Below are 24,987 nucleotides of genomic sequence, written 5' to 3'. Positions count from 1 at the left end.
CTCAGCACCCTCCACGCGCATGTAGTCCTGTCACGGGACAACGTGCAAGCAGACGATCAAGCACTGCGATGCCGCTGGAGTCTGCTGGACAGAAGAGCCGCAGCTTCCAGGCGATGATCTCCGAGAAGAACCCATCTGCCTTCAGCCGGTCCTTGGCGGCACCCAAAAAGCCCGACAGCTCGATCCGGTTGACGCCCATGACGCGCGAGCGGTGCAGCTCCATCCCTTCGGCCAAGCGCACGACCGTCTTGCCCTCCAGAACAAGAGCATGGACTTGCGCCGCCGTGAGCTTCGGCGCATCGGCGGTAAGTGTGGTCGCGACCCACGACGGCGAAACGCGGCGACCGATGATGCGCTGACCGTCATCGGTCTGCAGCCGGTAGACGCGGGTTTCATCCTCGGGGAGCTGCTTCCAGATAGGCAGCAGCAGCCCCGCCACGATGTGCAGCGTGGTTTCCGAGAATTCCGGCACCTCGGCCAGTTCCGCGGTCCACGCGGCGGTGAATGCCGCGCGATCGGCTTCCAGCCAGTGGGTGTCCTCCATCATCCTGGCCGGCACCGTGCTGGCCTCCAGCGGGCGGATCAACCGCAGGCGGGGCTCGATGGTGCCATCATCCAGCATCAGGCTGGTCGCGGTCACCTGCACGGCAGACCGGCCCGAGCGGCTGTTGAACAGCAGGCGTGCCTTGGGATCGTCGAGCCAGTCGAGCGCATCGGCCAGTGACAGCGGCGTGTTGCGCTGCTTTTGCGCGATGCTCAGCAGCTGGGTTTCCGCGCCGGAGCCGGGATGGGTATAGATCACCCGGGCATCCGTGACGCGGAAGCTTTCGGCGCGCAGGGTCTCGAGCCCGAGGTCGTAGACGCCGGCAGCGATAGCGCCCTCGATTCGCTGGTCGAGGAGTTCCTCGAAGACCAAGAACAGCACGGCCTGCATGTCGATCGTCAGCGCCAGCAGGCGATTGAGGAAGGTCGTGATCGGGGGCAGATCATCCTTCAGCCCACTGTCATCGGTCAGGCTGAGACCTGTGGCATCCTCGAAAGCGCCAAGTGAGCACCCCGCGACATCGCCGCGATAGATGCGGCAGTAAAGCTGGCGCAAGGCATCGCGGGCATAAGGCGACTCGAGGTTGTCCTCGGGGCGGAACAGCCCCTGCCCGCCGGTCTGGCGCTGGCCCCGGGTGATGGCCCCCAGCGTGTCAAGTCGGCGCGCGATGGTGGAGAGGAACCGCTTCTCTGCCTTCACATCCGTGGCCACCGGCCGGAAGAGCGGCGGCTGCGCCTGATTGGTGCGGTTGGTACGCCCAAGACCCTGGATGGCCGCATCCGCCTTCCAGCCGGGTTCCAGCAGATAGTGGACCCGCAGGCGCTGGTTCTTGGCGCCGAGATCGGCGTGATAGCTGCGCCCCGTGCCGCCCGCATCCGAGAAGATCAGGATGCGCTTCTGATCATCCATGAAGGCGGCGGTTTCCGCGAGGTTGGCAGATCCCGCCCGGCTTTCGACGACGAGGTGCGCGGCAGGACCATCGCCTTTTCTCACGATGCGGCGCGAGCGGCCCGTGACCTCGGCCACAAGGTCGGTGCCGAAACGCTGGACGATCTGGTCGAGCGCCCCGGGCACCGGCGGCAGGCTGGCCAGATGCTCGATCAGCGCGTCGCGCCTCCGGGCGGCCGCGCGGCATTCGACCGGCTGGCCATCGCGCGTGACCGGGCGCGAGGAGAGGTTGCCTTCGCTATCGGTGAATGGCTCATAGAGCTGCACCGGGAAGGAATGGGCGAGGTAGTCCAGGCAAGCCTCTCTTGGCGTGATGTCCACCCGCACATCGTTCCACTCGTCCGTGGGGATCTCCGACAGGCGGCGCTCCATCAGCGCCTCGCCCGTCGAGACAATCTGGATGACGGCCGCGTGGCCTGCGGCGAGATCGGCGTCGATGGCGGCGATCAGCGTGGGAGTTTTCATCGAGGTCAGCAGATGGCCGAAGAAGCGCTGCTTGGCAGACTCGAACGCCGAGCGCGCGGCGGATTTGGCCTGCCGGTTCAGCGTGCCGCCGGATTCGCCAGTAATGTTGGCCGCTTCCAGCGCCGCGGACAGGTTCCGATGTATGACTCCGAAGGCGAGCGCATATGCATCGTAGATGCCACGTTGCTCCGGCGTCAGCGCGTGCTCGAGCAGCTCGTATTCGACGCCGTCGTAGGAAAGCGACCGGGCGGTGTAGAGGCCAAGGGATCGCAGATCGCGCGCCAGCACTTCCATGGCCGCCACGCCGCCCGCCTCAATGGCCTCGACGAATTCCGCGCGCGTCGCGAACGGAAAGTCCTCCCCGCCCCAAAGACCGAGGCGCTGCGCATAGGCGAGGTTGTGCACCGAGGTCGCCCCGGTGGCCGAGACATAGACCACACGGGCATTCGGCAGCTTATGCTGGAGACGCAGGCCCGCCCTGCCCTGCTGCGAGGCCGTGACTTCGCCGCGCTCGCCTTTCGATCCGGCGGCATTGGCCATGGCATGGCTTTCGTCAAAGAGGATCACCCCGTCGAAATCCACCCCCAGCCAGTCGACGATCTGATCGACGCGGGATTTCTTGGCGCCGCGCTCTTCCGAGCGGAGCGTGGCATAGGTGGTGAAGAGGATGCCTTCGGAAAGCGGGATGTCGCGACCCTGCGCGAACCGCGACAGGGGCGTCACCAGAAGCCGCTCCTGGCCGAGGGCAGACCAGTCGCGCTGAGCGTCCTCGAGAAGCTTGTCGCTCTTCGAAATCCAGAGCGCCTTGCGCCGCCCCTGAGCCCAGTTGTCGAGCACAATCCCGGCCGACTGGCGGCCCTTGCCCGCCCCGGTGCCGTCGCCAAGGAAGAAGCCCCGGCGGAAACGGACGGCGTCAGGGGCATCGTCCGGCGCGGCCGAGACCATGTCGCCGGTTTCATCGACAGTCCAAGACCCCGCGAGATACGCGCCATGCGCCTCGCCCGCGTAGATCACGGTCTCAAGCTGCGCGTCGGACAGAAGGCCATCGCGCAGGATGACGGCTGGAAGCTTGGGCCGGTAGCTGGGTTTCGGAGGAGCGACCGAAGCCATGGCCGCCGATTGCACCAGCTTGGTCGGGTGCGGTTCCGCTCCGGGAATGTCGATCGCCTGCAGGCGGAAGGTCTCATAAATGGCATCTGACAGGCGCGCGCTGGCCCCGTCCTCGGTTGCATCGCGCAGGGTATAGGCGAGGTCTGCGGCCTCGATCTGCGGAGCGGTGTTGGTGGCGGGTGTTGCTGGCGTGGCGCGCGATGTGCTGATGGCTGCCCGCGTGGTGCGGGCAAGATTTCCCGGAAAGTGGGAAGAGGGGCCCTGCCGGGCTGGTGCGACCTGCGCCAGCGCGAGGCGCGGGGGGACATGGGTAGTGATCAGCGACAGCAGGCTGGCGACATCAGGCGAAATCGGGCGCGCCAGATCGGCTGTGATGCCGCCCGCCTCGCCACCGAGGCATTTGTCGAAGACCGAAATCCGCGTCTCGAAGCTGGTGCCGTGCTTGGCGAAGGCCGCACCCGACACAGCACCCGTAAAGACCAGATGCGCGGTCTGGGTCAGGCGACCGAAGGTCTCAGCACAGGCGGGCGCATCGGGCGCGAAACTGGCACCGGTGATGGCGACCAACCGTCCGCCGGGGACCAGACGCGCAAGCGCCGAGCGCAGATGCCGGGCTGTCGCCTCGGTGGTGCGAGCGTCGACATTGGCCACCGCCGAGAAGGGCGGGTTCATCAGGATGACGCTCGGGCGCAGGTCCGCGTCGAGATGATCGTCGATCTGGGCTGCGTCGAAGCCCGTGACCGGAAGCCCCGGAAACAGGCGGCGCAGAAGATCGGCGCGGGTGTCGGCCAACTCGTTCAGCGCGAGGCTGCCGCCCGCGATTTCTGCGAGGACCGCCAGAAGGCCCGTCCCAGCCGATGGCTCCAGCACCAGATCGCACACGGTGATCTGTGCTGCAGCCAGTGCCGCCAGCCCCATGGGCAGCGGTGTCGAGAATTGCTGGAACCGCTCCATCTCTTCAGACCGCCGCGTATGGGTCGGCAAAAGGCCGGACACCTTGGCAAGAATCGGCAGCAGAGCCGCGGGCGAGCCCGCCCGGGCCAGGAGCGCACGGCCGAACTTCCGCAGGAACAGGACCAGCGCTGCCTCGCCCGCTTCATAGGCCAGCTTCCAGTCCCAGGCGCCGGTCGCGTCAGAGCCGCCAAAGACGCGCTCCATCTCAACGCGCAGGCGAAGCGCGTCGATCGGCGCACCCTGCGCCAGATCGGGCTGCAGCGCTTCGGCCACGCTCAAGATCGCAGCAGCCGTATCGAGGGACGGGATGGGGGCAACAGGCGCAAGCGCGCGCTCGGTCGCAAAATGGGCGAGATGGGTCATCGGGAAACTCCGGAATGAGGAACAGGATCAGGCCCAGACACCCTCTTTCGGGCACCCTCAGGCCTGACCTTCCCCGGCCATCCTCTTCCTCTCAAACCCCATGATTTCCGCAGGTGGCTTGATTTTGTTCCTGTTATGTTCTATTTTGAAACCAAGCTAAGAAGGGAGATCCCCGATGGAAAGCACCACTTACGTCCTGCCCGCGACGCCAAAGCAGATCGCCTATGCGCGCGCTCTGGCCCTGCGCAACCAGACGCTTCTGCCGTGGGAGGTTCAGCAAGATCGGCGGTCGCTGAGCGCCTGGATCGACGCACAAGCCAAGCTCACACCTGCGACAGCGCTGGACAGCCTGCCCTCGTCCAAACAGGTCGCCTTCGCAGAGCGTCTCGCCCGGATCAAACGCCGCGCCGTGCCGGATGAGTGTTTCCGCGACAAGGGGCTGATGTCGAAGTGGATCGACGGGAACAAGTGAGCACGGCACCGGCTAGCTCCGGCCTTCCGGAGCTTCTGCCATACCGTGGCTTGGCAAACCGAGCGTAGTTGCCAACCTATAGATTGGCAGATTTGCCCTTTGGGACATCAGCCTCGGTCAAGCTCCTGTCCGAAGGACCAAGGTCTGGTCGCGGCGGCAGACCGGGACGTACACCGCTGAGACCTTCGGCAACCGCTGCGAGTCGTTGCCGTCTTTCGACCCAGCGTCTTCAGATCTCCCTTCACGTGGGGCTAGTCCATCAATTCTTTGGAAATGGTGATATTGGAGCGTCCATAACGCTGGAAAAGCAACCTCATCGAAGAAAACTATAGTGGTCTCTTGGGGGCAGAGACGTCGCCTTCCTCAGCGCGTCTATAGGAAGCCCAGAAGACCGGCGGACTCAGTCCAAAGCCTCAAAGAACAACTGATGGTCACACGGCTTCAAATGCGTGACGTCCGGCCTGTTGCCGTTTGCCGGTTTCATGTCTTCGCCCCCCCCAAAAAAAGCGCATGCGCCATTACTCGTCAGCCGACGGCAGTAAGCGAGTAGTGCGGTGTCCCATCCCAAACAAGATCCCAAGACGCGCCCGGCCGGACGTTCTGGATGGCGTGGGGCTCGAAGCAGACGAGGCAATTCCCGCCCGGCGCGGGAGCCCGAACTGAGGGGTAGATCAGGCCCCGCGATCCAGCCCGGCGAAGATGTTGGGCCAGGCTTTGGCCCTCGGGATATCCGACAGCCGGATCGGGATGCAGCGCTGGGTGTTCCGGCTCATAGGTCAGATCATCGAAGATCCCGATGAAATCCGCCAACAATTCCACATAGCGAGCGCTGTCATGGAAGCTGCCGGTAAAGCCGAGTTCACGGGTGCGGTGCCAGGCCACTTCGCTGACAGAAACCATCACCTCCCACGCGCAGTACCAGGCGCCACGATCTTCGGTGTTGAAGCGGTTCCCGCCGGCGCGGGTATAGGTGAAGGCGGCGTTGACATGACTGTCGCCGTAAATGCGCAGATCGCGGCTGCGCCGCTGCCAGGCAAGCTCGCGCGGGTCCAGATACGGGTTACGCCCGCGCTCGGCCAAAAGACGGCCGCTGGTCATGCCCTCGATCTCCGCCAGAATCTCCATCTCGTCATCGGTATCGACGAGACCCCGCAAAGATGGCGGCTTGTGGTAGGTAGCGGGCAGAAGACGGACGAGACCGCGATCGGAAATCTCGGTCTGCTTCATGCCCCACCACGCAACGCATCGAGATAGGTCCGCACCGCCAGGATCTGCGGCAAACCCCCGTCGATGGCGGTGTCGATTGGACGGTTGCCCCCGAACAGCGGACCGGTGTTCGGCCGGGTGAACCAGCTTCGCGCGAGCGGCTCGGAGAAATAGAGTTCGAGCGATTTGTAGATGCCGATGACGGCGCTCAACCGCAGAAGCTGATCCTTGGTCAGTTCCCCCGCGAAATCCGGCTTCTTGGCGCGCTTCCAGGTGCTCACCGTCATGTCGGCAAGGCTAGCCGCTTCGTTCAGGTTGAGGCCCCAGGCATCGGCCACGCGCGCATAGGCCTTCAACGCGACGGCGTTGATCTGTGCGGGTTCTCGGATTTTCTCTGCGACGTACATGGCGTCCTCCATTGGCCTGACTATAGATCATATGGCCTCATTGTAAAGATCAAATGAACTGCCCGTGCTCTCACCCGAACCGCCGCCCCCCTGCGGTGAAGGTGTATTCATTGGCGATGATGCCGTCCTCAACGGACTCGTCCGAGGTAAGGTGGTCGTATTCACTCTGAAGCTGACGGTAGAGCCAGCGGGCAAGGTCGCGCAGCGCCTCGGTCACGGTCTCTTCTGCGTCCTCGGTGGGCGGCTGCCAGGTCGGGCTGTCGCGGGTGACGTCCACCGACATCGTGTATTCGTGGTAGTAGCGACCGCGGTGGCTGACCTCGGCAGCGAGCTGGTAGAAGTTACGCCGCTGGATGGCCTGCAGCCGGTCGGCAATGCTGTGCAGCGTCGCGTCCTGCGGCGCATAGTCCCGGATGCGCGCGGCAGCGCCCTTGGTGTGGCTGAGATAACCCTCGAAGCAAGCCCCATCCCCTTGGCTCCAGAATCCGGAGAACCAGATGCAGGGCTTGGCCCGCGTCTCGCCGCCCATCAGCCGCATAGGCGTGGTTTTGAGCCGGACGCCGAGAATATCGCAGATGCGCTCGAAATCCTCGTAGACCGCGTCCCACCAATCGTCGTGGGGCCCGATCTCGCGATACCAGCTGCGCGCCTTTTCCTTGGCGACGTCGGAGAGTTCAGGGAACTGGTAGACTGTTGTGCAGATGACCTCAGGCATCGAAATCCACCCCGTTCAGCGCGGCGGCCAGCCATTCTTGCGTGCTGGTCCAGCCGATGGATTTGCGGGCACCGAGATCGATGATATGCGCACCGCCGCCGAAAGCGTCGAGGCGCGGTCGGGAACAGGTCAGCGCGTACTGGAACCCCCAGAGGCCGGTGAGGTCGAGGTCTTCTGCCAGGCGCAGCACGAAGCGGATAACCGCCTCGACATCACCTTGCTCGTCGTCATGGATCCAGAGGGTGCTGCCTTCGGGCGCGTCCTGGCGCACGAGGTCGAAGCCTGCGACCTCCGGGTCCTCGGCATCCTGATCGGCTTCGCGCAAGCTCTGGAACAGGGCGAGCGCGCGGGCAGCTTTGTCGGGGGTGCCAACGTCGAGCAGGCACGAGAAATGGGTGAAGTAATCCGCCATGGGGACCTCCTGAATGGGGAAGACCCGGCCAAATGGCCGGGCGCGATGAGGGGATGGTCGGGAGCGATCAGCTGGCAGGATCGTCGCCCGCCGCCTGTCGCGCGGCATGCGCACAAAGCATCTGCAGGTAGAAGCGCTTGCGCGCCGTCCGGAAGCTGCGCACGGCGCGCGTGTCGGGGTGAAGCGCCCGGACCGCCGCGCGCAGAACTGTCTGAGGCGATGCCGTCGGCGGCAGACCGAGGCGCAAGTATGCGGGATCAGTCATGTCAGCTGACCTCGACCACGGGCGAGGCGAGATGCGGATCGACCTGCGCCTCGATCCGCTCGGACCGGCCCATCCAGGGTTCGGGCCGGATGGCCTTCACCCAGTCGGCGAAGCTTGGGATGAAGCCGAGGTCTTCCTTGACATGCTGCTCGCCGACCCAGCGGGTCGGAATGATGCGCCCGGTCGAGAGGGTGAGGGTCGAACCGAAGATCGTCTCGGCCATGAATATGCCCTCAGCATGGTGCCGCAGGGCCCGGTGCCGAAAATCGGCGCTGATCTCCTTGCTTTGGTCGAACCATGTATGCACCGCGATGAAGTCATCGACCGTGCCGCCCCATTTCTTCACTGAAGACAGGGCGTGGTGGTAGGGATGTGCCATCGTCGCCCCCTCAGAAATCATGCGTGTAGAGTTCGGACGAGGTGAAGCGCTCGTTGAACTCGAGGTGTATACAGCGTGCGGACGCGTCGAAGCAGAACTCACCCCAAGCGCCGTCGTTGTTTTCCCAACCGCCATGGGTGTCGGAGAGGAAGTCGTAGGTGAGTTGCTCGACGACATCCTCAAGCGAGAGCTTCCGCATCTCGACCTCGGGGTCGTCCCAGGTCAGTGCCGCATAGGCGATCTCGATCGCAGGGAACTCGACGGCGGTTTCGCCAGACCATGCGCCGATGCTCTCGATCTGGCCGCTGTCCCCCGCGCCGTCGAATGTCACAGTGACATGGGTGATGCCGACGGCCAAAAGACCATCGAAGAGACGGTCTTTGTTGCCCGGGCGCAGGGCGAGGGTCCGGGCGGTACGTTCGGCATGTGCGGCAAGGATCGCCCCGAAATCGACGGTGGAAGGCCGCAGTGGTGCTGCCAGAGTGGGTTCAGTCTGGGTCATGGATATCTCCGTTCGGTGAGGACAGGTCAGACCCCCCGGGTGGCGCACTCCTCTGCCCCCGAAGGCTCAAACCCTTCCCATCCCTCCTCTGTCTCTCGGGCGTCACGCCGCGATCTGCAGCGCGCGGGCAGCAAAGGCGCGCCAGAGCGGATCGACCAGACGCGCATCCAGCAGATCGGCACGGTGACGCAGTCGCTGCGCCAATTCAGGCTCGTGCCAATCAATGGCACGGCCAGCCTGGGCGCGAAGTTGAACCGCCTCGGTCACGACGGCCCGCGCCTCAAGAGCATTGGCGACAGGGTGGCACCAAGCCACAGCGCCATGACTGGCGGCCCCGGCAAGAACCAGGCGCTGGTCGCAATCAAGGATGGCCAGAAGCTGCGGCGCTGCATCGGAGCCGTTGTCCTCGGCAAGTTCAAACGCCCCCTGCATGGCATCGGCCAAGGTCGCAAAACGCTCAACGACCACGGGTGCAGCGGTGCCCGACATCAGGGCCGCTGGCGTCCGGTGCATCCGGGTCAGCGCGAAAGGCAGGCTGGGATCAGAAGCGACAGTCCCACCATTTGTGCCAGGACCCATCGGGCGCGGGCTCGGTTGGATCGGCAGGGGAAGGTCAAACATGGCAATATCTCCAACGGCGCGGGAAGCCACTCTCCCCGCCTCATCCGTCAAAGACCAAACCGCCGCCCTCTTCCTCGAAGGGGCGACGGTGATGGATCTGGCCACAGCGTCAGAGTTTGCCGAGACCCCGCAGGCTCAGTTCCGTCCCGGCACCGACGATGATGTGGTCATGCAGCGTAAGGCCGAGATACTTGCAGCCCTTCTGGATCTCTTTTGTCATGCTGAGATCAGCCTCGGACGGCGTCGGATCACCCGACGGGTGGTTGTGGATCAGGATCAGGGCGCTGGCGTTCAGCATCAGCGCCCGCTTGATCACCTCGCGCGGATAGACCGGGACATGATCGACTGTGCCGGTCGACAAAAGCTCATCGGCGATGATGCGGTTCTTGCGGTCGAGATAGAGGACATGGAACCGCTCGATGGGACCTCGGACGGTCAGCGCGCAATAGTCCATCAGCGCTTGCCAGCTCCCGATCACCGGGTTCTGGCTGAGGTAACGGCCGAGGATATCGCGGGCCTCGAGAATGACGGTTTCTTCTTGGGGGGTCATGGGTGTCTCGTTGAAATGCGCACGCCGACGCCCCCTGTCCTTTCGGGGCATGGCCAGCGGCGTGCATATTGAGAAATAGCTACAGCGACCGCCCCGGTGTCGGGCGACCGCTGCGTGGGGGCTCTGTCAGCCGACCCGGTCGAGGAGCTTCTTGGCGCGCCCTTCCATGTCCAGACGCGCATCCTGCTGGGTCTTGTCGCGCGCGAGCCGCGTGATGCCCTGCACGAAGTCGAAGATGCTCTCGGGCAGGCGGCCTTCTTCCATCAGCACTTTCTCGATGATCTTGACGGACTCCGCCTTCGAGAAGCCCCGCTTGCGCAGAAAATCCGCGCGATCCTCGTCGCTGCGCGCCACGACCTGCTGCCGCGCCGCCTTGATGCCGTTCACGAAGCCCTGCGGCGAGGAATTGGCGAACCGCGTCAGCGCCGGCGCCGCCTCATGTGCAAAGCGCGAGGCGGCGTATTTCGAGTGACGGATCTTGATCTCCTGAAAATCCTCGACGCCCCAGAGGTTGCGGTTCTGGCACACTGCCCGCAGGTAGAAGCTCGCCATGCCGAGGGTCTTGGCGCCCACCTCCGAATTCCAGCAGTAAAAGCCCCGGAAGTAGAGGTCGGGAGAGCCGTCCGCCAACTTGCCCGCCTCGATCGGGTTGCGATCATCGACAAGAAACAGGAAGACATCGCGGTCCGAGGCATAGAGCGTGGTCGTGTCGCGGCTGATTTCGACATCGGGGTTATAGACGCCGGTCGACCAATCCAGCACGCCCGGTACCTTCCAGCGCGTGTCGCCCGTGCCATTGCCCGCGATGCGCTGCACCGCCTCGACCAGTTCATGGTCATGGATGCGGCCGTAGTCGGGGCCGGTGACCGCGCGTAGTTCGGTGCGACCGTCTTCGGTCTCGAAGGTCTTCACCTGCTCGGCCCGGTGATTGGTCAGACCGTATTGCAGGTTGATCCCCGCCAGCGGTGCGGGCAACTGGCGCAGGTAGGACGCCGGAGCGCCGACGATGCTGGCAAGCTGGCCAAAGGCCCAATGCGTGGGCGCGACGGGTTCATGCGCTTTCGGCAGGACCAGGTGCAGCCGTTCGGGGTTGTCGCGCCCGGCCTCGACGCGGATATCCGCCGTCTGCACCACACGGCTGCGGCTGCGCTCGGACCGACCTTTCACATTGGCCCAGAGATCGTCGAGCGAGAGATACCGCTCGTCATCCGGCCGGTTGAACCATTCGGACGACACCCGCCCGTTACGCTCACCTCGGCTCACGTCGACTTTCCAGCCTCCCGCTCGTACCGGCTGAACCGGATCCAGAACTTCTACAACGCCCATCGGCAATCTCCCGTGACAGGCGCCGGGAGCCACTCTCCCAGCCTTCAACCCGTCGCGAAAGCAACCAGCCCTTCTCTGACTCTAGAAATCTTGGCGTAATCGGCAGAAATGCGGGACGAAGCGGACTGTCGCGTCATTGTCGTATGACCGTTTTTAACGGCCCAATCACCGGGTCGAATCTTTAAGCCGGAAGTCCGTCTATCCTTTCGATGGAGGCTAGGTCGTTGTCCCAGTCCGCGCGGCTGGAAAAGCAGATATGCGCATTGGGCCGAATGTCGAGCCGGCTATCAAGTGATCCCGCAGGCACGACAAGCAAACCAAGGTCCGCTTGAAAAACTGGCAGCGCGGAACCGCAATCTTTGCAAAAGCTCTTGATGTGTCGTGAGCCGGAAAGCCGGAATGTCTTGATATTGCTCTCGCCCGACCCCCAGTTCACCTTTGCCGTTGATGAAAACAGGTTTGCCGAATGAGCCGAGCCACTGTCCTTACGGCAGCGGGCGCAGTGGCAAAGAAAGAAGCTCTCGAACTCTCCTGATATGCAGAACTGAACTGAGCCACATAGGCATTGTCCAGTATTCCGATTGTCGTCCATGCACACACCTTCCAATATGCAAGCACCCTGCCAGCAGTCCAATGTCGTTTCATCGATTCCTTGTATCGCGCGTAGGAGCGGGGTTAAACTGGGCTAGAAGCTGCCTCGCCATCACCGCAGTGAACCCGGCGGGTTACCCCGCCGGACCCGAGGGGGAGACCCCGTTCCTCAGAACGGGATCTCGTCGTCGCGGTCGACCAGCTCGGGGTTTTCATTCTCGGCCGACTTCGGGCGGCTGAGGAAGTCGACCTTCTCGGCGATGATCTCGCAGCCGTAGCGGTCGTTGCCCATGCTGTCGATCCACTTGCTGTAGTGGATGCGGCCGTGGACGAGGACCTTCATGCCCTTTTCGCAATGCTCCGCGACCGTCTTGCCGAGACCGTTGAAGCAGGTGATGCGGTGCCATTCGGTGTCCATGACCCGGTAGCCGTTCTCGTCGCGCAGGACGCGACCTTCCGAGAGGCGGGGGCGTGAGGTGGCGAGGCTGAAGTTGGTGATGTTGGTCCCGCCCTGGGTGGTGCGGGTTTCGGGTTTCTGACCGATGTTGCCGGCGAGGATGACGATGTTCTGCATGATTAGCTCCTGTGTTTCCTGTCTTCGGGACCGTCCCTTCGACAAGACCCTGAAAAAGCCCGTCGGGTGACGCGTGCACGGTGGACAGCATGGACACCGGAAACCCCCAAAGGACCGGGGTGGAGCGGGCAGGACGCCATAGGCGGCCAACACGGCCCGGACTGACGCGGGGTTGCGCGCGAGAGCCCGAACGGGATTAGGGGATTGTCAGTCGAAGGGATGGACCAGAAGCCAGAGAGGCGCGGGGAGCCTATGCCAGACACTGTCACCCTTCACATCGGGACAGCCTGACCCTCAGTTCAGCACCTCCCTGGCGGCAAAAACGACGATCACGGGCCTTTGCCACCCCTGCCCTTGCCTTGCGGGAGTTGCGGCACCCTGCCGCGACGGGCTCTCGATACTGGGACATTCAGGACACGGACCGCATCAATGGCTGATTTCGATCTCGAGGCGCTGTCGCTCAGCGAGCTGAACAAAATGCAGAAGGACGTCGCCAAGGCGATCTCCACCTTTGAGGATCGGCAAAAGGCGGAAGCGCGCGCCAAAGTGGAAGCTCTTGCCCGGGATCTGGGCTACTCCCTTGCCGAACTTGTTGGGACTGAGACGAAATCCTCCCGTGCGCCAGCCGCGGCAAAATATCGGCACCCTGAGAACCCGTCGCTCAATTGGTCTGGCCGCGGTCGCAAACCGCAGTGGTTCCTAGAGGCGTTAGCTGCTGGGAAGACGACAGGGGATTTAGCCATCAATCAATAAATCGGATTGGAGCGGTCACGGCTATGGGTTTGACCTGTGAACTGGTCCGCATGATTTTTTGCGCTGTGCTCAAGACGAGCGCTGAACATTTCGCGCACACTTCGATTTTGGGCGAGTTCGAAAACGGGAGTATCGCAGCTATTCCTTCGGTGTGCCCTTTGCTTCAGACGGGCGGCGTCCGACGACCAAGGCGCTCGCCAATCCCTGAACCGCCAGGATGGCGATCATCAGCATCAGAAATGCGACCGGCATTGCAAGACCTGGAGTCAAATACTCGACGGCGCGCAGGACGGCATCGCGTGACCACAAGACAAACAGGCCCAATCCGACCCCCGTTGCGACGAGTGCGCCCGCCGGGATCGGCGCGGGCCCGGTGAGGTAACCATGGACCCGGTTTTCCCGGAAGAGCAGTGTCGCATAGACCGTGATGCCCACTGATGTCGCAAGGGCAAGCCCGACCGCGCCGAGCATCGGGGCAAGCACGATCTTCAGTGCAATGTTGACGAGCGTTGCCGCAACGAGCAGGCGAAGCGGAGTTCGGGTATCCCCACGCCCGTGGAATCCGGCGACGAGGGAGCGCAGCGCGAGTGCCGGAACCAGACCAAGGGCGTAAGCGGCGAGGATGGCCCCCGATGCTTCCGCCGCCGCAAGATCGAAGGCGCCGCGAACGAACAGGATGCGGATAGCCCAGTCGCCCAGGGTCGCCATGGTCACCGCGACAGGCACCCCCACGACAAGACAGATCACGAGCGCCCGGTCGAGCACGCGGCGCATGCCGACCTCGTCACCGAGGCCCGCGCGGCGCCCGATGTCGGGCAGGATGACCGTTCCGAGCGCAACACCGATCAGGCCGATGGGCAGTTGGTAGAGCCGGTCGGCGTAGTAGAGGTGCGAGAGTGATCCGGCCGGCAGGAACGTGGCGATGATCGTGTCGGCGAAGATCGCGACCTGCAGCGCGCCCGATGTCAGGATCGCGGGACCGAGGCGGCGGAACACCTGCCTTGTATCGGGCGACAGGCCCAGCCGGGGACGCGGCAGGGGCAGGCCCGCGCGCCACGCAGCTACGACCAGCAACGCAACCTGCGCCACGCCTGATGCCATCACGCCCCAGGCGGCGGCATGGGCGGCGCTCGGGAACTGCGCGGCCATAAGCAGCGCGCCGATCATGAACAGGTTGAGCAGGATCGGGGCGGACGCCGGCGCCGCGAAGCGGTCGCGCCCGTTCAACATGGCCGAAAGGAAGGCCACCAGCGACATGCAGAACAGGTATGGAAAGGTGATCCGCGTGAGCGTGACGACAAGCGGCCAGGTCTCGTCGGCGGGCGACAGGCCGGGTGCGAGCACCGCCAGCATCCAGCCGGTCGCACCAAGCGCGAGCGCCAGAAGCGCGAGGTTGGCCAGCGTGAGCCAGCCCAGAACCTCTGCGCCAAGGCGCGAGCTGTCGTGCCTGCTTGCGTCCGCGGCAGCCCATGTCGGCAGGAAGGCGGCGTTGAACGCACCCTCGGCCAGGATCGCGCGAAAATGGTTCGGCAGGCGAAAAGCCAGCATGAAGGCATCCGCCACCGGCCCGGCACCCAGCGTTGCGGCCAGCACGACATCGCGCAGGAAGCCGAGGATGCGACTGACCAGGGTGAGGCCTGAGACGGTGCCGAGCTTGCGCAGCATGTGATCGGCTGATCCTGAGGAGCGATCTGCCGCGTCCCGTCGGTTTCGGGCCATCCGGACAGATTGCGATTGAAAACACGAGTAGCTTTATCGTTTATTGTGGGAAAGTGCCACTGCCTTGAGAGAGTACCCGCCCATGAGTCTCGACCAGCTCTTCGTTCTCGCTCTTGTGGGCGTTGTCTTCCTGAGCTTCATCCGGGAAATTTACCCGCCCGAGGTGACCGCGCTTGCGGCTTCGGCGGCGCTTCTCGCGACGGGGATTATAGAAACGCGGGACTTCTTGTCGGTGTTCAGTTCGTCGGCGCCTATCACCATCGCGATGATGTTCATCATCTCGGCGGCGCTGGAGCGGACGGGTGTGCTGACGATCATCGGCGACGTTCTGAAACAACAGGCGCGCGGCTCGTTCCTACGGGCAATGCTGCTGATGATGGTCGGCACGATGGGCGCTTCCGCCTTCATGAACAACACGCCCGTGGTGATCCTCCTGACGCCGATCATGATCTCGGTCGCGGCTTCGGTGGGCGTGGCACCCTCACGCATGTTGATCCCTTTGTCCTTTGCCGCAATCTTTGGCGGCACGCTGACGCTGGTCGGCACCTCGACCAACATCCTGATGAGCGGCGTGGCGCAGGAGGCCGGACAACCCCCCATCACTATGTTCGAGATGACGCTGCCCGGGCTGATCCTGGCGGCCGTGGGCATGGCGTACATGATGTTCGCCGGACGCTACCTGTTGCCCGACCGTGCCTCTCTGTCGAGCCTTCTCGGACAGGAGGGCAAGCGTCGGTTCCTTGCGCGCCTTCTTATTCCGAACGGATCCAAATACGTTGGTAAGCAGCTTGCCGATCTACCCTTCAACACCACCGAGACGCGCATCCTCGACGTGGTCCGCGGCGAGGTTTCGATGCGCCGCACGATGAACGATCTGGTCCTTGAAGCCGGAGATCGGCTGGTCCTCAAGACCGGCACGGGTGAGATACTCGGGCTAAAGGAAGACGGGCAGATCGCATTTCGGGATCGCGAAGATCACGATGTCGAGCCGGTGACCGCCGACCAGACCATCACGATGGAGGCCAGTGTCGGACCGAAATCGCACCTGCGCGGGCGGCCGATCAAGGACCTTAAGCTGCGTCGGAAGTACGGCGTCTACCTCATGGCCGTACATCGACAGGAACAGAACATCAGCCAGGAATTGCAGGACCTGCGCCTGCAATTCGCTGACACGTTGCTGCTCGAGGGCCCGCCCGAGGGACTTCAACGGATGATGGAGGATGGCGGTATCGTCAACCTGTCGACCCCGACCGAACGCCCGCAGCGTCGCGCCAAGGCACCCATCGCCATCGCCACGATCTTCGGTGTGATGGGGCTGGCCGCGCTGAACGTCATGCCCATCGCGGGCCTCGCGGTGATCGGCGCGGTCGTGGTGATGATGACCCGCTGCGTCGATCCCGAGGAGGCGTTCGACGCTATTGACTGGCGCATCCTGTTCCTGATCTTCGGGATGCTTGGTCTGTCCCTTGGCATGGAGGAAACTGGCACCGCCCGCGTGATTGTCGAGGCGGTGGTCGGGGCCGTGGGCGGGATCGGGCCAATTGCTATCCTCGCCGCCGTCTACGTTCTGACCAGCGCGCTGACCGAGATGGTCTCGAACAACGCGGTCGCGGTGCTGATCGGGCCGATCGTCATCGCGCTGGCCATCGAACTGGGTTTCGACCCACGCCCCTTCATCATGGCGGTGATGTTCGCCGCATCGGCGAGCTTCGCCACGCCCATCGGCTACCAGACCAACACCTTCGTTTACGGCGCGGGCGGCTACAAGTTCACTGACTTCATCAAGGTGGGCCTGCCGCTTAACGTCATCTTTGCCGTGGTCGCGGTGCTTATCATTCCGATCTTCTTCCCGTTCTGAAACACTTCATCATGACATTCGCGCCGATATCGGCGCGATCCTCTCGACGAGGCGACGCTCCGCGCGCTCGAGCCAGTAGTGTTGCCCCGAACCTTTGATCCATTCAGGGGCCACCGGGAGGCGAGCGCGGCCGGCAAGATCGACGAGGACTGCTTCGTACTCCATAGATGACAGACCGCAATCGCGATGCGGCAGAACGAGGATCCGAGGCGCCGTGTCGGGCGAGAGACGATTGCGCCACATGATGAAGTATCGGGGGCCCGCAAGCCGGACATACCACCCAAGTGCTTGGGCATTGCGGACCCACCCCTCTGGAAGGAACGGCTGAGCCCGCCGGGTCGGCGCCGTTGTTGTGATACGGGAGAGAGCCCGGATCACCCACTGCCACTGCATCCCATCGCCGACCATGGCGAGCTCACGCTGCGGTGAACGACCGCACGAAGTCGGTGGCGGGCTTCGCACGGATCTCGGCAGGTTTGCCGACTTGCTCGATACGGCCCATCGACATGACAACGACGAGGTCGGCCAGTTCCATCGCCTCCTCCTGGTCATGCGTCACGAAGACAGTCGTAAGGCCCGTGCGGTCGTGAATCTCGCGCAGGCCCTGGCGCAGTTCCTTACGGACCTTCGCGTCAAGCGCGCCGAAGGGTTCATCAAGCAGAAGCATCCGAGGTTCGATGGCCAACGCGCGGGCCAGGGCCACCCGCTGCCTCTGACCGCCCGAGAGCTGGTTGGGATAGCGGGTGCCGATGTCGGGGAGTTGGATCAGGTCCAGCAGCTTGTTGACCCGGCGGCCGATTTCCGCCTCCGCCGGGCGTTCGTGCCGTTTGCGGGCCCGCAGTCCGTAGGCAATGTTCTCGAACACGGTCATGTGCTTGAAGAGCGCATAGGACTGAAAGACAAAGCCCGCTCGACGTTCCTGCACCGACAGCCCGGTCGCATCCTGCCCGCCGAAGAGCACCCGGCCCGAGGTCGGGAATTCGAGGCCCCCGAGGATTCGCAACAGCGTGGTCTTTCCCGACCCCGACGGCCCCAGCAGCGCCACCAGGGCACCCGAGGGGATCGACAACGACACCGGATGCAGCGCCCGCGTGGTGCCGAATTCCTTGGCCAGTTCCTCAATCTCGATGTTCATGGATTTGGTCCTTTCTCAATGACGTCGCGTGGCTGCCAGCAGGTCCGCATGGCGCCATTCGAGCAGGGATTTCAACAGGAGGGTCAGAAGCGCCAGCATCGCCAGCACGGCGGCCAGCGTGAAGGCCGCGACCGAGAGGTACTCGTTGTAGAACATCTCGACCATCGTCGGCATCGTCGCCGTTTCGCCCCGGATCTTGCCCGAGACGACGGCGACCGCACCGAATTCGCCCATGGCCCGCGCGTTGCACAGCAGCACACCATAAAGCAGCGCCCAGCGGATATTGGGCAGCGTCACCGTGAAGAAGGTGCGCCAGCCCGACGCACCCAGCGTCAGCGCCGCCTCTTCCTCGGCCCGGCCCTGTTCGATCATCACCGGGATCAGTTCGCGTGCGACGAAGGGGAAGGTCACGAAAAGCGTCGCCAGCAGGATGCCGGGGAAGGCGAAGACGATGGGCATGTCGTTGGCGATGAGCCAGCCGCCCAGCGTGGAATTCGCACCGAAAAGCAGGACCAGCATCAGGCCTGCGACAACGGGCGAGACGGAAAACGGCAGGTCGATCAGGGTGATGAGGAACGCCTTGCCCGGAAAGTCGAACTTGGTGATCGCCCAGGCTGCTGCGATGCCGAAGACGGCGTTGATCGGCACGGCGATGGCCGCGATGGTCAGCGTCATGCGGATCGCGGCCTGCGCATCGGGCAGGCGGAGCGCGTCGAGGGCTGCGACCCAGCCTTGCCGGAGCGCCTCGACAAAGACGGTGACAAGAGGCGCGAAGAGGAAGAGCGCCACGAAAGCGAGCGAGAGGCCGATCAGCAGGCTGCGGATCAGCACCGGCTCGGTGGTGACGGGCACGGGAGATGTCAGAGCGATGTCAGACATGCCTCGCCCCCCTGTTCGGTCGCGGCGCCAGATACGGCAGCAAGGCGAAGATCAGCGCCAGCACGGGTCCGCCGACAAACCACAGGACCAGGACGGACCAAAGAGGTTTCCCGGTCAGGATCGCGGCGCAGATCAGCGGCAGCGCCGACATCATGCCGAGCGCCACAGCGGCCATGCCCGAGCGCTCGGGCGCGTAATCATCGTGTCGGGGGCGGTTGATGTGCATGTCAGACAAGTCCGATCCTCCGTCTGCTCCAGGTCTGGATGGCGTTGATGGCAAGCAGCATCGCGAAGGAGATGACCAGCATGGCGATGCCGATAGCGGCGGCGGCGTCGTAGTTGTATTCTTCAAGCCGGATCACGATCAGCAGCGGCGCGATCTCGGTCAGGTTCGGGATGTTGCCCGCGATGAAGATGACCGAGCCGTATTCACCGACCGACCGCGCCAGCGCGAGCGCGAAGCCCGTCAGCAGCGCGGGCGTCAGCGTGGGCAGGATCACCCGGCGCAGCGTGTAGGCGCGGCGGGCACCGAGCGTAGCGGAAACCTCCTCGAGATCCGCCTCCAGCTCCTCGATGACCGGCTGGACGGTGCGCACAACAAAGGGCAGCCCGATGAAGACAAGGGCGACCCAGATGCCCACCTCGGTGTAGGCGACCTGGAGGCCGAGCGGCGCCAGCGCCTGCCCGAAGACGCCGTTCGGGGCGTAAAGCGCGGTCAGCGCGATACCCGCCACTGCCGTGGGCAGCGCGAAAGGCAGGTCCACCGCCGCATCGATGAAGCGGCGGCCCCAGAAACGATAGCGCACCAGCACCCAGGCCAGCATGAGCCCGAAGACGAGGTTGAACAGCGACGCAATCAGCGCCGCACGGAAGGAAAGCGACAGCGCGGACCAGATCCGGCGCGAATTCAGCATCTCCCACAGATCGGCCGGGCCGATCATCAGACCGCGGCCCAGAAGCGCCCCGATGGGAAGAAGGACCACGATGGATAGCACCGTCATCATGATCCCGAAGCTCAGCCCAAACCCCGGAAGGGGTGAGGGCGAGCGGAGAATACCCGCCCTCATGTCTTACTCCTCGTAGATCTGATCGAAGATTCCGCCTTCGCCGAAATACTCGGGCTGCACCACGGGCCAGCCGCCGAAATCCGCGATGGTGACCAGCTCAACCTCGGGAAACCGCGCAGCGTCCTCGGGGGCGGCCTGCGACGTGTCCCAGGCGCGGTAGTAGTGGCTGAGTGCGAGCGCCTGCGCCTCGGGGCTGTAGAGATGCTGGAGATAGGCCTCGGCTGCCGCCCGCAGCGCGTCGGAGGTGATGTTGCCATCCACCAGCGTCACCGGCGGCTCGGCCAGGATCGAGACCGAAGGCACGACGATGTCGAAGGCATCCTCGCCCAGTTCCGCCAACGCGAGGAAGGCCTCGTTCTCCCAAGCCAGCAGCACGTCGCCGATGCCCCGCTGGGTGAATGTCGTGGTCGACCCGCGCGCCCCGGTGTCCAGCACCGGCACGTTCCGATACATTGCGCCGACGAACTCGGCCGGATCCAGGTCGTTCCGCTCGGCATAGGCCCAGGCTGCAAGGAAATTCCAGCGCGCGCCGCCGCTCGTCTTGGGGTTCGGGGTTATGACCTGCACGCCATCGGCGACGAGGTCGTCCCAATCCTCGATGCCGCGCGGATTGCCTTCGCGCACCAGGAACACGATGGTCGAGGTGTAGGGTGAGGAGTTGTGCGGCAGCCGCGACTGCCAGTCGGCCGGGAAAAGACCCGTGCGTTCCGAAATCGCGTCGATATCGGCTGATAAGGCCAACGTCACGACGGTCGCCTCCAGCCCGTCGATCACGGCACGCGCCTGTGCGCCTGCCCCGCCATGGGATTGCCGGATGGTAACCGGCGCGTTGCCCTGCGCGGTCCACCACACGTTGAAGAGCTCGTTATATTCCCGGTAGAACTCGCGGGTCGGGTCGTAGGAGACGTTCAGGATCTCGATACTATCTTGCGCTGCCGCGGGGGTCGTGCCGCCAAAGGCGAGCACCAGACCCGTCAATCCTGCCAGCAGACCGCCGCGCAGATGACCGCCGGTCAGGGCCTTGCGGAACGCAGAGTGAAAACTGACCGTCTCGCTCGACCTTGGGGTCGCGACTGGATGCCCCGACCGGCGCGCATGGCCTGCGTCGATTTCAATCCGGCCATCGCCGAGACTTCGGAGGAAGATGCCCTGGGCGAGCGTGTGCCCGCCGATCTGGATGGTGCGATACATAGCCTGTCCTTTTGCTGATCCCTGTCGAACTCTGGTGCCAGGTCGCCGGGGAAGCGGTCCGGGAGGGATCATCCCTGCCTCGAACACGCCACCAGCGCCGCCTGACACCTAAATAACGACAGACTTAATCGTGATTAGCAAAGGAAGAATCACGCTCTTTTTGGTCGTGATTTTAGAAGATCATTCTCCGGCGGCGGGTTCAGGCAAGCCGAAGCTTTCCAAGGTCCTCGCATCCTTCTGGAGATCGGCGACAGTAAGCGATTCGATCATCAGGATGTAGGTGGCGTAGAAGCTACCGAAGACAGCGCGTACCCGGCAGGTCTGTTCGTCGGTGCAATCCTCGCAGCGCTGGTAAGCTTTGCGCGACAGGCAAGGCAGCGGGGCCATCGGGCCGTCGATCAGGCGCAGCACTTCGGCCAGCGAGACGCGTCTGGGTTCCTTGATCATCTCGTATCCGCCCTTGCGACCCCGGCGGCTCCCGATCAGACCGGCGCGCTTGAGATCGAGCAAGATGTGCTCGAGGAACCGTTTCGGCGCGCCGGAGCGTTCCGCGATCTCCTCGATGCGCAGGGCTGTGCCTTCACCAGCCTTTTCATCGGCGAGCACCATGAGGGCTTTGAGCGCGTACTTGGTCTTGTGGGTGATCATCGGTCGTAAGTGGCTCTCAAAACTGCGACTAACAAGATCAACATTATCAGGTTTTGTGCACAAAGCGAGGGCGAACACATAAACACGATAAAGATGATCGACATTTAAGAGAATTGTGGCATCCTTGCCCCGACTCGAAGGTGACAGCCTGTAACGGCCAGAGAGGAGGCGCGATGACATTCGACCGGATCGATCTGAAGATTCTCGACATCCTGCAGCGGGATGCGACCGTTCCGGTCGCCCGCATCGCCGACAAGGTGGGTCTGACGCAGACGCCCTGCTGGAAGCGCATCCAGAAGCATGAAGAGGCTGGTGTCATCCGCGCCCGCGTGGCCTTGCTGAACCCTGACGCGCTTGGGCTTTCGTTGACAGCCTTCGTGATGGTCGAAGCCATCGATCATACGGCAGAATGGCGCACAGAGTTCCTTACCGTCACTGAGACGCTCGAGCCGGTTCGCGACATCTATCGTCTCGCCGGAACCCATGACTTCATGCTGCGAGTGGTCGTGCCCGACATGCCGGCATTTGACGCATTCTACGACACCCTGACATCAAGCATCAGGTTGCGGAGCGTGAGTTCGGTTTTCGCCCTCGAACAGGTGAAAGCCAGCACGGCGCTGCCGTTGTCGGGACTGTTTCCAAGTCCGAACTAGCTCAGTTGCTTCGTGGGCCTTTTTGCACACAAGGAGTGTCGTGGCCTCGCAACACGTTCACACCCGATTGTCTTCTAGCCTACGGCGACCCCGAACAGCGCACCGACCCCGGCTGTCGCCGCCATTGCAAGCGCTCCCCATAGCGTGACCCGCGCGGCCCCACGGACGACGCCTGCGCCGCCGGCGGAAGCACCCAATCCACCAAGAACCGCAAGGCCAAGGATCGTCGATCCCGCTACCAGGGGAGCGATCTGCGCCTCCGAGACCAGCAAAACGACGATCAGGGGTAGCACCGCCCCAGCTGCGAAGGTCAGTGCGGATACCAGAGCCGCCTGGATAGGGCGGGCCGTCACGGTTTCCGAAATGCCGAGCTCATCGCGCGCATGCGATCCGAGCGCGTCGCGTTCAGTCAGTTGCACGGCAACCTTTTCCGCCAGGTCGCGGTCCAGCCCTCTTTCAACATAAATCCGGGTTAGTTCCTCGAGCTCGGCCTCGGGCGTTTCCTCGAGTTCACGGCTCTCTCGGGCGAGGTCCGCCTGTTCGGCGTCAGTTTGCGAGCTGACCGAGACATACTCCCCCGCCGCCATGGACATCGCGCCAGCCATAAGCCCGGCCAGCCCAGCGATCATGACCTCGGGCTTGCCGGAGCCCGCTGCGGCGACGCCGACGACGAGGCTCGCGGTCGAGACAAGACCGTCGTTGGCGCCAAGAACGGCGGCCCGCAGCCAGCCGATGCGATGCACCATATGGATTTCAGAATGTGATAGACGGCTCATGGCGTGGCTCCTTGAACGATGTCAGCTTGCTCTGACATGATGGCCTGCGGTTTGCCCGTAGCTGGCTCATGGGGAGCGATACGCAGGGCGCGGAGGGCATTCAGGATCACGGCAACGTCGATCACTTCTTGCAGGAGCGCACCCTGGACCGGGGTGAGGTAACCGAAAGCGGCCGCGATCATGCCCATGACAGACAGGCCGATCCCGGCGACAACGCTTTCGACCGCGATCCGGCGTGAGGCGCGTGCGATCTCGATGCCGGGCCCCAGCCGGTCGATCCGGTCGACGAGCAGGACCACGTCGGCGGCCTCGGCCGAGGCCGCGGCGCCCCGTGCCCCCATCGCCACGCCGACATCCGCAGCGGCGAGGGCGGGCGCGTCGTTGACGCCATCACCCACCATCATCACCGGCCCGTGTTTACGCTCGGAGAGCACCAGCAACACCTTTTGATCCGGCGTCAGACCGGCCCGCAGCCCGTCGAGGCCCAGCCCCTCGGTCACGCGCTCGGCCACGTCCGCGCGGTCGCCAGTGGCCAGCAGGATGCGCGAGATCCCTTGGCGGCGCAGACCGTCCAGCATGGCACCCGCTCCCTCGCGCAGCGGGTCGGACATGACGAGGTGCCCGGCCATGTGACCGTCAACTGCCACTGCGACAAGGACCGATCCGGCGCCCTTGGCGGGGTGATCGCCCACCATCCGCCCGACCCGGGACGCCACGAAGCTGTCGCCGCCGACGATCACCTCGCGGCCCTCCACACGCCCCAAGACCCCTTCGCCCGGGATCTCAGCCACCTCTGTCGGAACGGTCAGCGTCAAGCCCTGTGCCTTTGCGGCGGCAACGATGGCCTGCGCGACAGGGTGCTTGGAGGCCTGATCGAGCGCGGCAGCGAGGCGCAGGATGTCGTCCTCGGTCATGCCATCGTGGCTGTCTATCGAGATGATCTGCGGACGGCCATCCGTCAGCGTCCCCGTTTTGTCGAGGATTAGCGTGCGGATCCGCGCCATCGTCTCGAGCGGCCCTGCGCCCTTGATCAGCACGCCAAAATGCGTCGCACGCGATAGGCCGGCCACGAGCGCAACCGGCACGGCAAGGATCAGCGGACAGGGCGTGGCGACCACCAGCACGGCGACCGCGCGGATCGGATCGCCTGTGAACCACCAGGCCGCGAAGGCGATACTGACGGTGACGACCAGAAAGCCCAGCGACCAGCGGTCGGCCAGCCGGGACATCGGCGCTTTGGACGCCTGCGCTTCCTCGACTAGACGGACGATCCCGGCATAAGTGCTGTCCTTGGCCTCGCGCGTCGCCGTCAGGTCGAAGGCCTCGCCCGCGTTGGTCGAGCCGCTCATCGCGTCGGCCCCGCGCGCCAGCCGGACTGGCAGGGACTCGCCGGTCAGCGCCGCGGTGTCGAGGAAGGCGGTGTCGGACGCCACCGTGCCGTCCACGGGAACGACATCGCCCTGCCGGATCAGCAGGCGATCGCCCGGTACGATCTCTTCGAGAGGCACATCCTCAAGACCGTCGTTCCGGTGCCGCGTCGCGGTCCGGGGTACGCGAGATAAAAGATCCTTCATCGAACGACGAGCACGGCCCTCAGCGAAGGCTTCGAGGAAGGTGCCTCCAGAATACATGACTGCGACGACAGCCGCAGCCAATGTCTCGCCGAAGACAAGCGCCGCCGACATTGACAGCGCGGCAACGATATCGAGGCCCACCTCGCCACGCCCAATGCTCCGGACGATTTCGACCACAAGCGCTGCGAGCGCGGGAACAACTCCTGCAATCCAGATCAGGTTCGCGATCTCTGGTTGGCCCGCAAGGTAGAATGCGAGTCCCACGATCAGCCCGGTTGCGGCCATCAGCAGGAGCGCGGTCTTGAAGCGATCGGTACGAGTCTGTTCCAT

General features: G+C 64.1%; 26 protein-coding genes. 4 read left to right on the top strand and 22 right to left on the bottom strand.

Translation table 11 applies throughout. From position 1 onward, the window contains the following. Position 1: 1 nt before the first annotated feature. Positions 2-4,384 carry a bifunctional class I SAM-dependent methyltransferase/DEAD/DEAH box helicase gene (locus BHD06_RS12720; RefSeq protein WP_080457378.1) on the bottom strand — a complete coding sequence of 1,461 codons (4,383 nt, stop codon included), beginning with the start codon at positions 4,382-4,384 and terminating at the stop codon, positions 2-4. A 175-nt stretch (positions 4,385-4,559) separates the two neighbouring features. Here BHD06_RS12720 and BHD06_RS12715 point away from each other — a divergent pair, with 175 nt between their 5' ends. Further along, a complete protein-coding gene (locus tag BHD06_RS12715) occupies positions 4,560-4,856 on the top strand; it encodes a hypothetical protein (RefSeq protein WP_009827198.1) in 297 nt (98 codons plus the stop codon). 525 nt (positions 4,857-5,381) lie between these two features. Here the strand turns inward: BHD06_RS12715 and BHD06_RS12710 are convergent. The 12 genes from BHD06_RS12710 to BHD06_RS12655 all read right to left on the bottom strand — a co-directional run bounded on the left by BHD06_RS12710 (position 5,382) and on the right by BHD06_RS12655 (position 12,404). Continuing rightward, entirely contained in the window at positions 5,382-6,083 is a 702-nt protein-coding gene (locus BHD06_RS12710; RefSeq protein WP_080457377.1) for an RES family NAD+ phosphorylase, read from the bottom strand. After that, on the bottom strand, positions 6,080-6,481 hold the full coding sequence (locus tag BHD06_RS12705) for an MbcA/ParS/Xre antitoxin family protein (protein ID WP_080457376.1): 402 nt from the start codon (positions 6,479-6,481) through the stop codon (positions 6,080-6,082). Before BHD06_RS12705 ends, BHD06_RS12710 begins: the two co-directional genes overlap by 4 nt. A 58-nt stretch (positions 6,482-6,539) precedes the next feature. Beyond that, the gene (locus tag BHD06_RS12700) at positions 6,540-7,184 is read right to left on the bottom strand and encodes an antitoxin of toxin-antitoxin stability system (RefSeq protein WP_080457375.1); all 645 of its coding nucleotides are present in this window, start codon (positions 7,182-7,184) and stop codon (positions 6,540-6,542) included. After that, positions 7,177-7,596, bottom strand: a complete 420-nt coding sequence (locus BHD06_RS12695) for a hypothetical protein (protein ID WP_080457374.1) — start codon at positions 7,594-7,596, stop codon at positions 7,177-7,179. Before BHD06_RS12695 ends, BHD06_RS12700 begins: the two co-directional genes overlap by 8 nt. Positions 7,597-7,663: 67 nt before the next feature. Further along, positions 7,664-7,861: a hypothetical protein gene (locus tag BHD06_RS12690; protein WP_009827203.1), complete on the bottom strand. Its 198-nt coding sequence runs from the start codon at positions 7,859-7,861 to the stop codon at positions 7,664-7,666. Between the two features lies 1 nt (position 7,862). Then, positions 7,863-8,240 (bottom strand): DUF6915 family protein, encoded by a 378-nt coding sequence (locus tag BHD06_RS12685; protein WP_009827204.1) that lies wholly within the window; start codon positions 8,238-8,240, stop codon positions 7,863-7,865. Positions 8,241-8,250: 10 nt separating this feature from the next. Then, positions 8,251-8,742: a DUF6878 family protein gene (locus tag BHD06_RS12680; RefSeq protein ID WP_009827205.1), complete on the bottom strand. Its 492-nt coding sequence runs from the start codon at positions 8,740-8,742 to the stop codon at positions 8,251-8,253. A 102-nt stretch (positions 8,743-8,844) separates the two neighbouring features. After that, positions 8,845-9,363, bottom strand: a complete 519-nt coding sequence (locus tag BHD06_RS12675; protein WP_009827206.1) for a hypothetical protein — start codon at positions 9,361-9,363, stop codon at positions 8,845-8,847. A 109-nt stretch (positions 9,364-9,472) separates the two neighbouring features. Continuing rightward, positions 9,473-9,913 carry a RadC family protein gene (locus tag BHD06_RS12670; protein WP_009827207.1) on the bottom strand — a complete coding sequence of 147 codons (441 nt, stop codon included), beginning with the start codon at positions 9,911-9,913 and terminating at the stop codon, positions 9,473-9,475. Between the two features lie 126 nt (positions 9,914-10,039). Further along, the gene (locus BHD06_RS12665; RefSeq protein WP_080457373.1) at positions 10,040-11,239 is read right to left on the bottom strand and encodes a DUF932 domain-containing protein; all 1,200 of its coding nucleotides are present in this window, start codon (positions 11,237-11,239) and stop codon (positions 10,040-10,042) included. 181 nt (positions 11,240-11,420) lie between these two features. Continuing rightward, positions 11,421-11,831, bottom strand: a complete 411-nt coding sequence (locus BHD06_RS12660) for a GFA family protein (RefSeq protein WP_080457372.1) — start codon at positions 11,829-11,831, stop codon at positions 11,421-11,423. 168 nt (positions 11,832-11,999) lie between these two features. Next, positions 12,000-12,404, bottom strand: a complete 405-nt coding sequence (locus BHD06_RS12655; RefSeq protein WP_047998258.1) for a single-stranded DNA-binding protein — start codon at positions 12,402-12,404, stop codon at positions 12,000-12,002. Between the two features lie 429 nt (positions 12,405-12,833). Between BHD06_RS12655 and BHD06_RS12650 the strand changes: the two genes are divergently transcribed. After that, positions 12,834-13,157 carry an H-NS family nucleoid-associated regulatory protein gene (locus BHD06_RS12650; RefSeq protein WP_080457371.1) on the top strand — a complete coding sequence of 108 codons (324 nt, stop codon included), beginning with the start codon at positions 12,834-12,836 and terminating at the stop codon, positions 13,155-13,157. A 138-nt stretch (positions 13,158-13,295) separates the two neighbouring features. Here the strand turns inward: BHD06_RS12650 and murJ are convergent, their stop codons facing one another. Further along, entirely contained in the window at positions 13,296-14,822 is a 1,527-nt protein-coding gene (gene murJ, locus BHD06_RS12645) for a murein biosynthesis integral membrane protein MurJ (protein ID WP_080457370.1), read from the bottom strand. A gap of 136 nt (positions 14,823-14,958) precedes the next feature. On the opposite strand from murJ, the gene BHD06_RS12640 reads away from it, so the two are divergent. Next, positions 14,959-16,734, top strand: a complete 1,776-nt coding sequence (locus BHD06_RS12640; protein WP_080457369.1) for an SLC13 family permease — start codon at positions 14,959-14,961, stop codon at positions 16,732-16,734. A 415-nt stretch (positions 16,735-17,149) separates the two neighbouring features. Here BHD06_RS12640 and BHD06_RS12630 read toward each other — a convergent pair whose 3' ends face one another. The 6 genes from BHD06_RS12630 to BHD06_RS12605 form a co-directional block, all read right to left on the bottom strand. Beyond that, positions 17,150-17,869 carry a sulfate/molybdate ABC transporter ATP-binding protein gene (locus tag BHD06_RS12630; RefSeq protein WP_080457367.1) on the bottom strand — a complete coding sequence of 240 codons (720 nt, stop codon included), beginning with the start codon at positions 17,867-17,869 and terminating at the stop codon, positions 17,150-17,152. Between the two features lie 15 nt (positions 17,870-17,884). Then, complete coding sequence (gene cysW, locus BHD06_RS12625; protein WP_080457366.1) at positions 17,885-18,748, bottom strand: sulfate ABC transporter permease subunit CysW; 864 nt, start codon at positions 18,746-18,748, stop codon at positions 17,885-17,887. Then, positions 18,741-18,974 carry a hypothetical protein gene (locus BHD06_RS12620; protein ID WP_080457365.1) on the bottom strand — a complete coding sequence of 78 codons (234 nt, stop codon included), beginning with the start codon at positions 18,972-18,974 and terminating at the stop codon, positions 18,741-18,743. Before BHD06_RS12620 ends, cysW begins: the two co-directional genes overlap by 8 nt. Position 18,975: 1 nt before the next feature. Then, entirely contained in the window at positions 18,976-19,815 is an 840-nt protein-coding gene (gene cysT / locus BHD06_RS12615; RefSeq protein WP_080457364.1) for a sulfate ABC transporter permease subunit CysT, read from the bottom strand. Positions 19,816-19,818: 3 nt separating this feature from the next. Then, positions 19,819-21,006 (bottom strand): sulfate ABC transporter substrate-binding protein, encoded by a 1,188-nt coding sequence (locus BHD06_RS12610; protein WP_080457363.1) that lies wholly within the window; start codon positions 21,004-21,006, stop codon positions 19,819-19,821. A 180-nt stretch (positions 21,007-21,186) separates the two neighbouring features. Beyond that, positions 21,187-21,654, bottom strand: a complete 468-nt coding sequence (locus tag BHD06_RS12605; protein ID WP_080457362.1) for an Rrf2 family transcriptional regulator — start codon at positions 21,652-21,654, stop codon at positions 21,187-21,189. Positions 21,655-21,827: 173 nt separating this feature from the next. Between BHD06_RS12605 and BHD06_RS12600 the strand changes: the two genes are divergently transcribed. Then, positions 21,828-22,307 carry an Lrp/AsnC family transcriptional regulator gene (locus BHD06_RS12600; RefSeq protein WP_080457361.1) on the top strand — a complete coding sequence of 160 codons (480 nt, stop codon included), beginning with the start codon at positions 21,828-21,830 and terminating at the stop codon, positions 22,305-22,307. A 74-nt stretch (positions 22,308-22,381) separates the two neighbouring features. Here the strand turns inward: BHD06_RS12600 and BHD06_RS12595 are convergent, their stop codons facing one another. Together BHD06_RS12595 and BHD06_RS12590 are read right to left on the bottom strand one after the other, a co-directional pair. After that, on the bottom strand, positions 22,382-23,083 hold the full coding sequence (locus BHD06_RS12595; RefSeq protein WP_080457360.1) for a VIT family protein: 702 nt from the start codon (positions 23,081-23,083) through the stop codon (positions 22,382-22,384). Then, positions 23,080-24,987 carry a heavy metal translocating P-type ATPase gene (locus BHD06_RS12590; protein ID WP_080457359.1) on the bottom strand — a complete coding sequence of 636 codons (1,908 nt, stop codon included), beginning with the start codon at positions 24,985-24,987 and terminating at the stop codon, positions 23,080-23,082. The genes BHD06_RS12595 and BHD06_RS12590 overlap by 4 nt, the downstream gene beginning before the upstream one ends.

Source organism: Roseovarius sp. A-2 (assembly GCF_002072155.1).
In the GTDB taxonomy this organism is placed as follows: Bacteria; Pseudomonadota; Alphaproteobacteria; order Rhodobacterales; family Rhodobacteraceae; genus Roseovarius.
This window is presented reverse-complemented; position numbering and strand designations above follow the sequence as displayed.

What these genes read in the sequence shown, in the direction of transcription:
- BHD06_RS12720 (WP_080457378.1), bottom strand. Translation starts at nt 4,384, where the DNA reads ATGACCCATCTCGCCCATTTTGCGACCGAGCGCGCGCTTGCGCCTGTT.
- BHD06_RS12715 (WP_009827198.1), top strand. Translation starts at nt 4,560, where the DNA reads ATGGAAAGCACCACTTACGTCCTGCCCGCGACGCCAAAGCAGATCGCC.
- BHD06_RS12710 (WP_080457377.1), bottom strand. Translation starts at nt 6,083, where the DNA reads ATGAAGCAGACCGAGATTTCCGATCGCGGTCTCGTCCGTCTTCTGCCC.
- BHD06_RS12705 (WP_080457376.1), bottom strand. Translation starts at nt 6,481, where the DNA reads ATGGAGGACGCCATGTACGTCGCAGAGAAAATCCGAGAACCCGCACAG.
- BHD06_RS12700 (WP_080457375.1), bottom strand. Translation starts at nt 7,184, where the DNA reads ATGCCTGAGGTCATCTGCACAACAGTCTACCAGTTCCCTGAACTCTCC.
- BHD06_RS12695 (WP_080457374.1), bottom strand. Translation starts at nt 7,596, where the DNA reads ATGGCGGATTACTTCACCCATTTCTCGTGCCTGCTCGACGTTGGCACC.
- BHD06_RS12690 (WP_009827203.1), bottom strand. Translation starts at nt 7,861, where the DNA reads ATGACTGATCCCGCATACTTGCGCCTCGGTCTGCCGCCGACGGCATCG.
- BHD06_RS12685 (WP_009827204.1), bottom strand. Translation starts at nt 8,240, where the DNA reads ATGGCACATCCCTACCACCACGCCCTGTCTTCAGTGAAGAAATGGGGC.
- BHD06_RS12680 (WP_009827205.1), bottom strand. Translation starts at nt 8,742, where the DNA reads ATGACCCAGACTGAACCCACTCTGGCAGCACCACTGCGGCCTTCCACC.
- BHD06_RS12675 (WP_009827206.1), bottom strand. Translation starts at nt 9,363, where the DNA reads ATGTTTGACCTTCCCCTGCCGATCCAACCGAGCCCGCGCCCGATGGGT.
- BHD06_RS12670 (WP_009827207.1), bottom strand. Translation starts at nt 9,913, where the DNA reads ATGACCCCCCAAGAAGAAACCGTCATTCTCGAGGCCCGCGATATCCTC.
- BHD06_RS12665 (WP_080457373.1), bottom strand. Translation starts at nt 11,239, where the DNA reads ATGGGCGTTGTAGAAGTTCTGGATCCGGTTCAGCCGGTACGAGCGGGA.
- BHD06_RS12660 (WP_080457372.1), bottom strand. Translation starts at nt 11,831, where the DNA reads ATGGACGACAATCGGAATACTGGACAATGCCTATGTGGCTCAGTTCAG.
- BHD06_RS12655 (WP_047998258.1), bottom strand. Translation starts at nt 12,404, where the DNA reads ATGCAGAACATCGTCATCCTCGCCGGCAACATCGGTCAGAAACCCGAA.
- BHD06_RS12650 (WP_080457371.1), top strand. Translation starts at nt 12,834, where the DNA reads ATGGCTGATTTCGATCTCGAGGCGCTGTCGCTCAGCGAGCTGAACAAA.
- murJ (WP_080457370.1), bottom strand. Translation starts at nt 14,822, where the DNA reads ATGCTGCGCAAGCTCGGCACCGTCTCAGGCCTCACCCTGGTCAGTCGC.
- BHD06_RS12640 (WP_080457369.1), top strand. Translation starts at nt 14,959, where the DNA reads ATGAGTCTCGACCAGCTCTTCGTTCTCGCTCTTGTGGGCGTTGTCTTC.
- BHD06_RS12630 (WP_080457367.1), bottom strand. Translation starts at nt 17,869, where the DNA reads ATGAACATCGAGATTGAGGAACTGGCCAAGGAATTCGGCACCACGCGG.
- cysW (WP_080457366.1), bottom strand. Translation starts at nt 18,748, where the DNA reads ATGTCTGACATCGCTCTGACATCTCCCGTGCCCGTCACCACCGAGCCG.
- BHD06_RS12620 (WP_080457365.1), bottom strand. Translation starts at nt 18,974, where the DNA reads ATGCACATCAACCGCCCCCGACACGATGATTACGCGCCCGAGCGCTCG.
- cysT (WP_080457364.1), bottom strand. Translation starts at nt 19,815, where the DNA reads ATGAGGGCGGGTATTCTCCGCTCGCCCTCACCCCTTCCGGGGTTTGGG.
- BHD06_RS12610 (WP_080457363.1), bottom strand. Translation starts at nt 21,006, where the DNA reads ATGTATCGCACCATCCAGATCGGCGGGCACACGCTCGCCCAGGGCATC.
- BHD06_RS12605 (WP_080457362.1), bottom strand. Translation starts at nt 21,654, where the DNA reads ATGATCACCCACAAGACCAAGTACGCGCTCAAAGCCCTCATGGTGCTC.
- BHD06_RS12600 (WP_080457361.1), top strand. Translation starts at nt 21,828, where the DNA reads ATGACATTCGACCGGATCGATCTGAAGATTCTCGACATCCTGCAGCGG.
- BHD06_RS12595 (WP_080457360.1), bottom strand. Translation starts at nt 23,083, where the DNA reads ATGAGCCGTCTATCACATTCTGAAATCCATATGGTGCATCGCATCGGC.
- BHD06_RS12590 (WP_080457359.1), bottom strand. Translation starts at nt 24,987, where the DNA reads ATGGAACAGACTCGTACCGATCGCTTCAAGACCGCGCTCCTGCTGATG.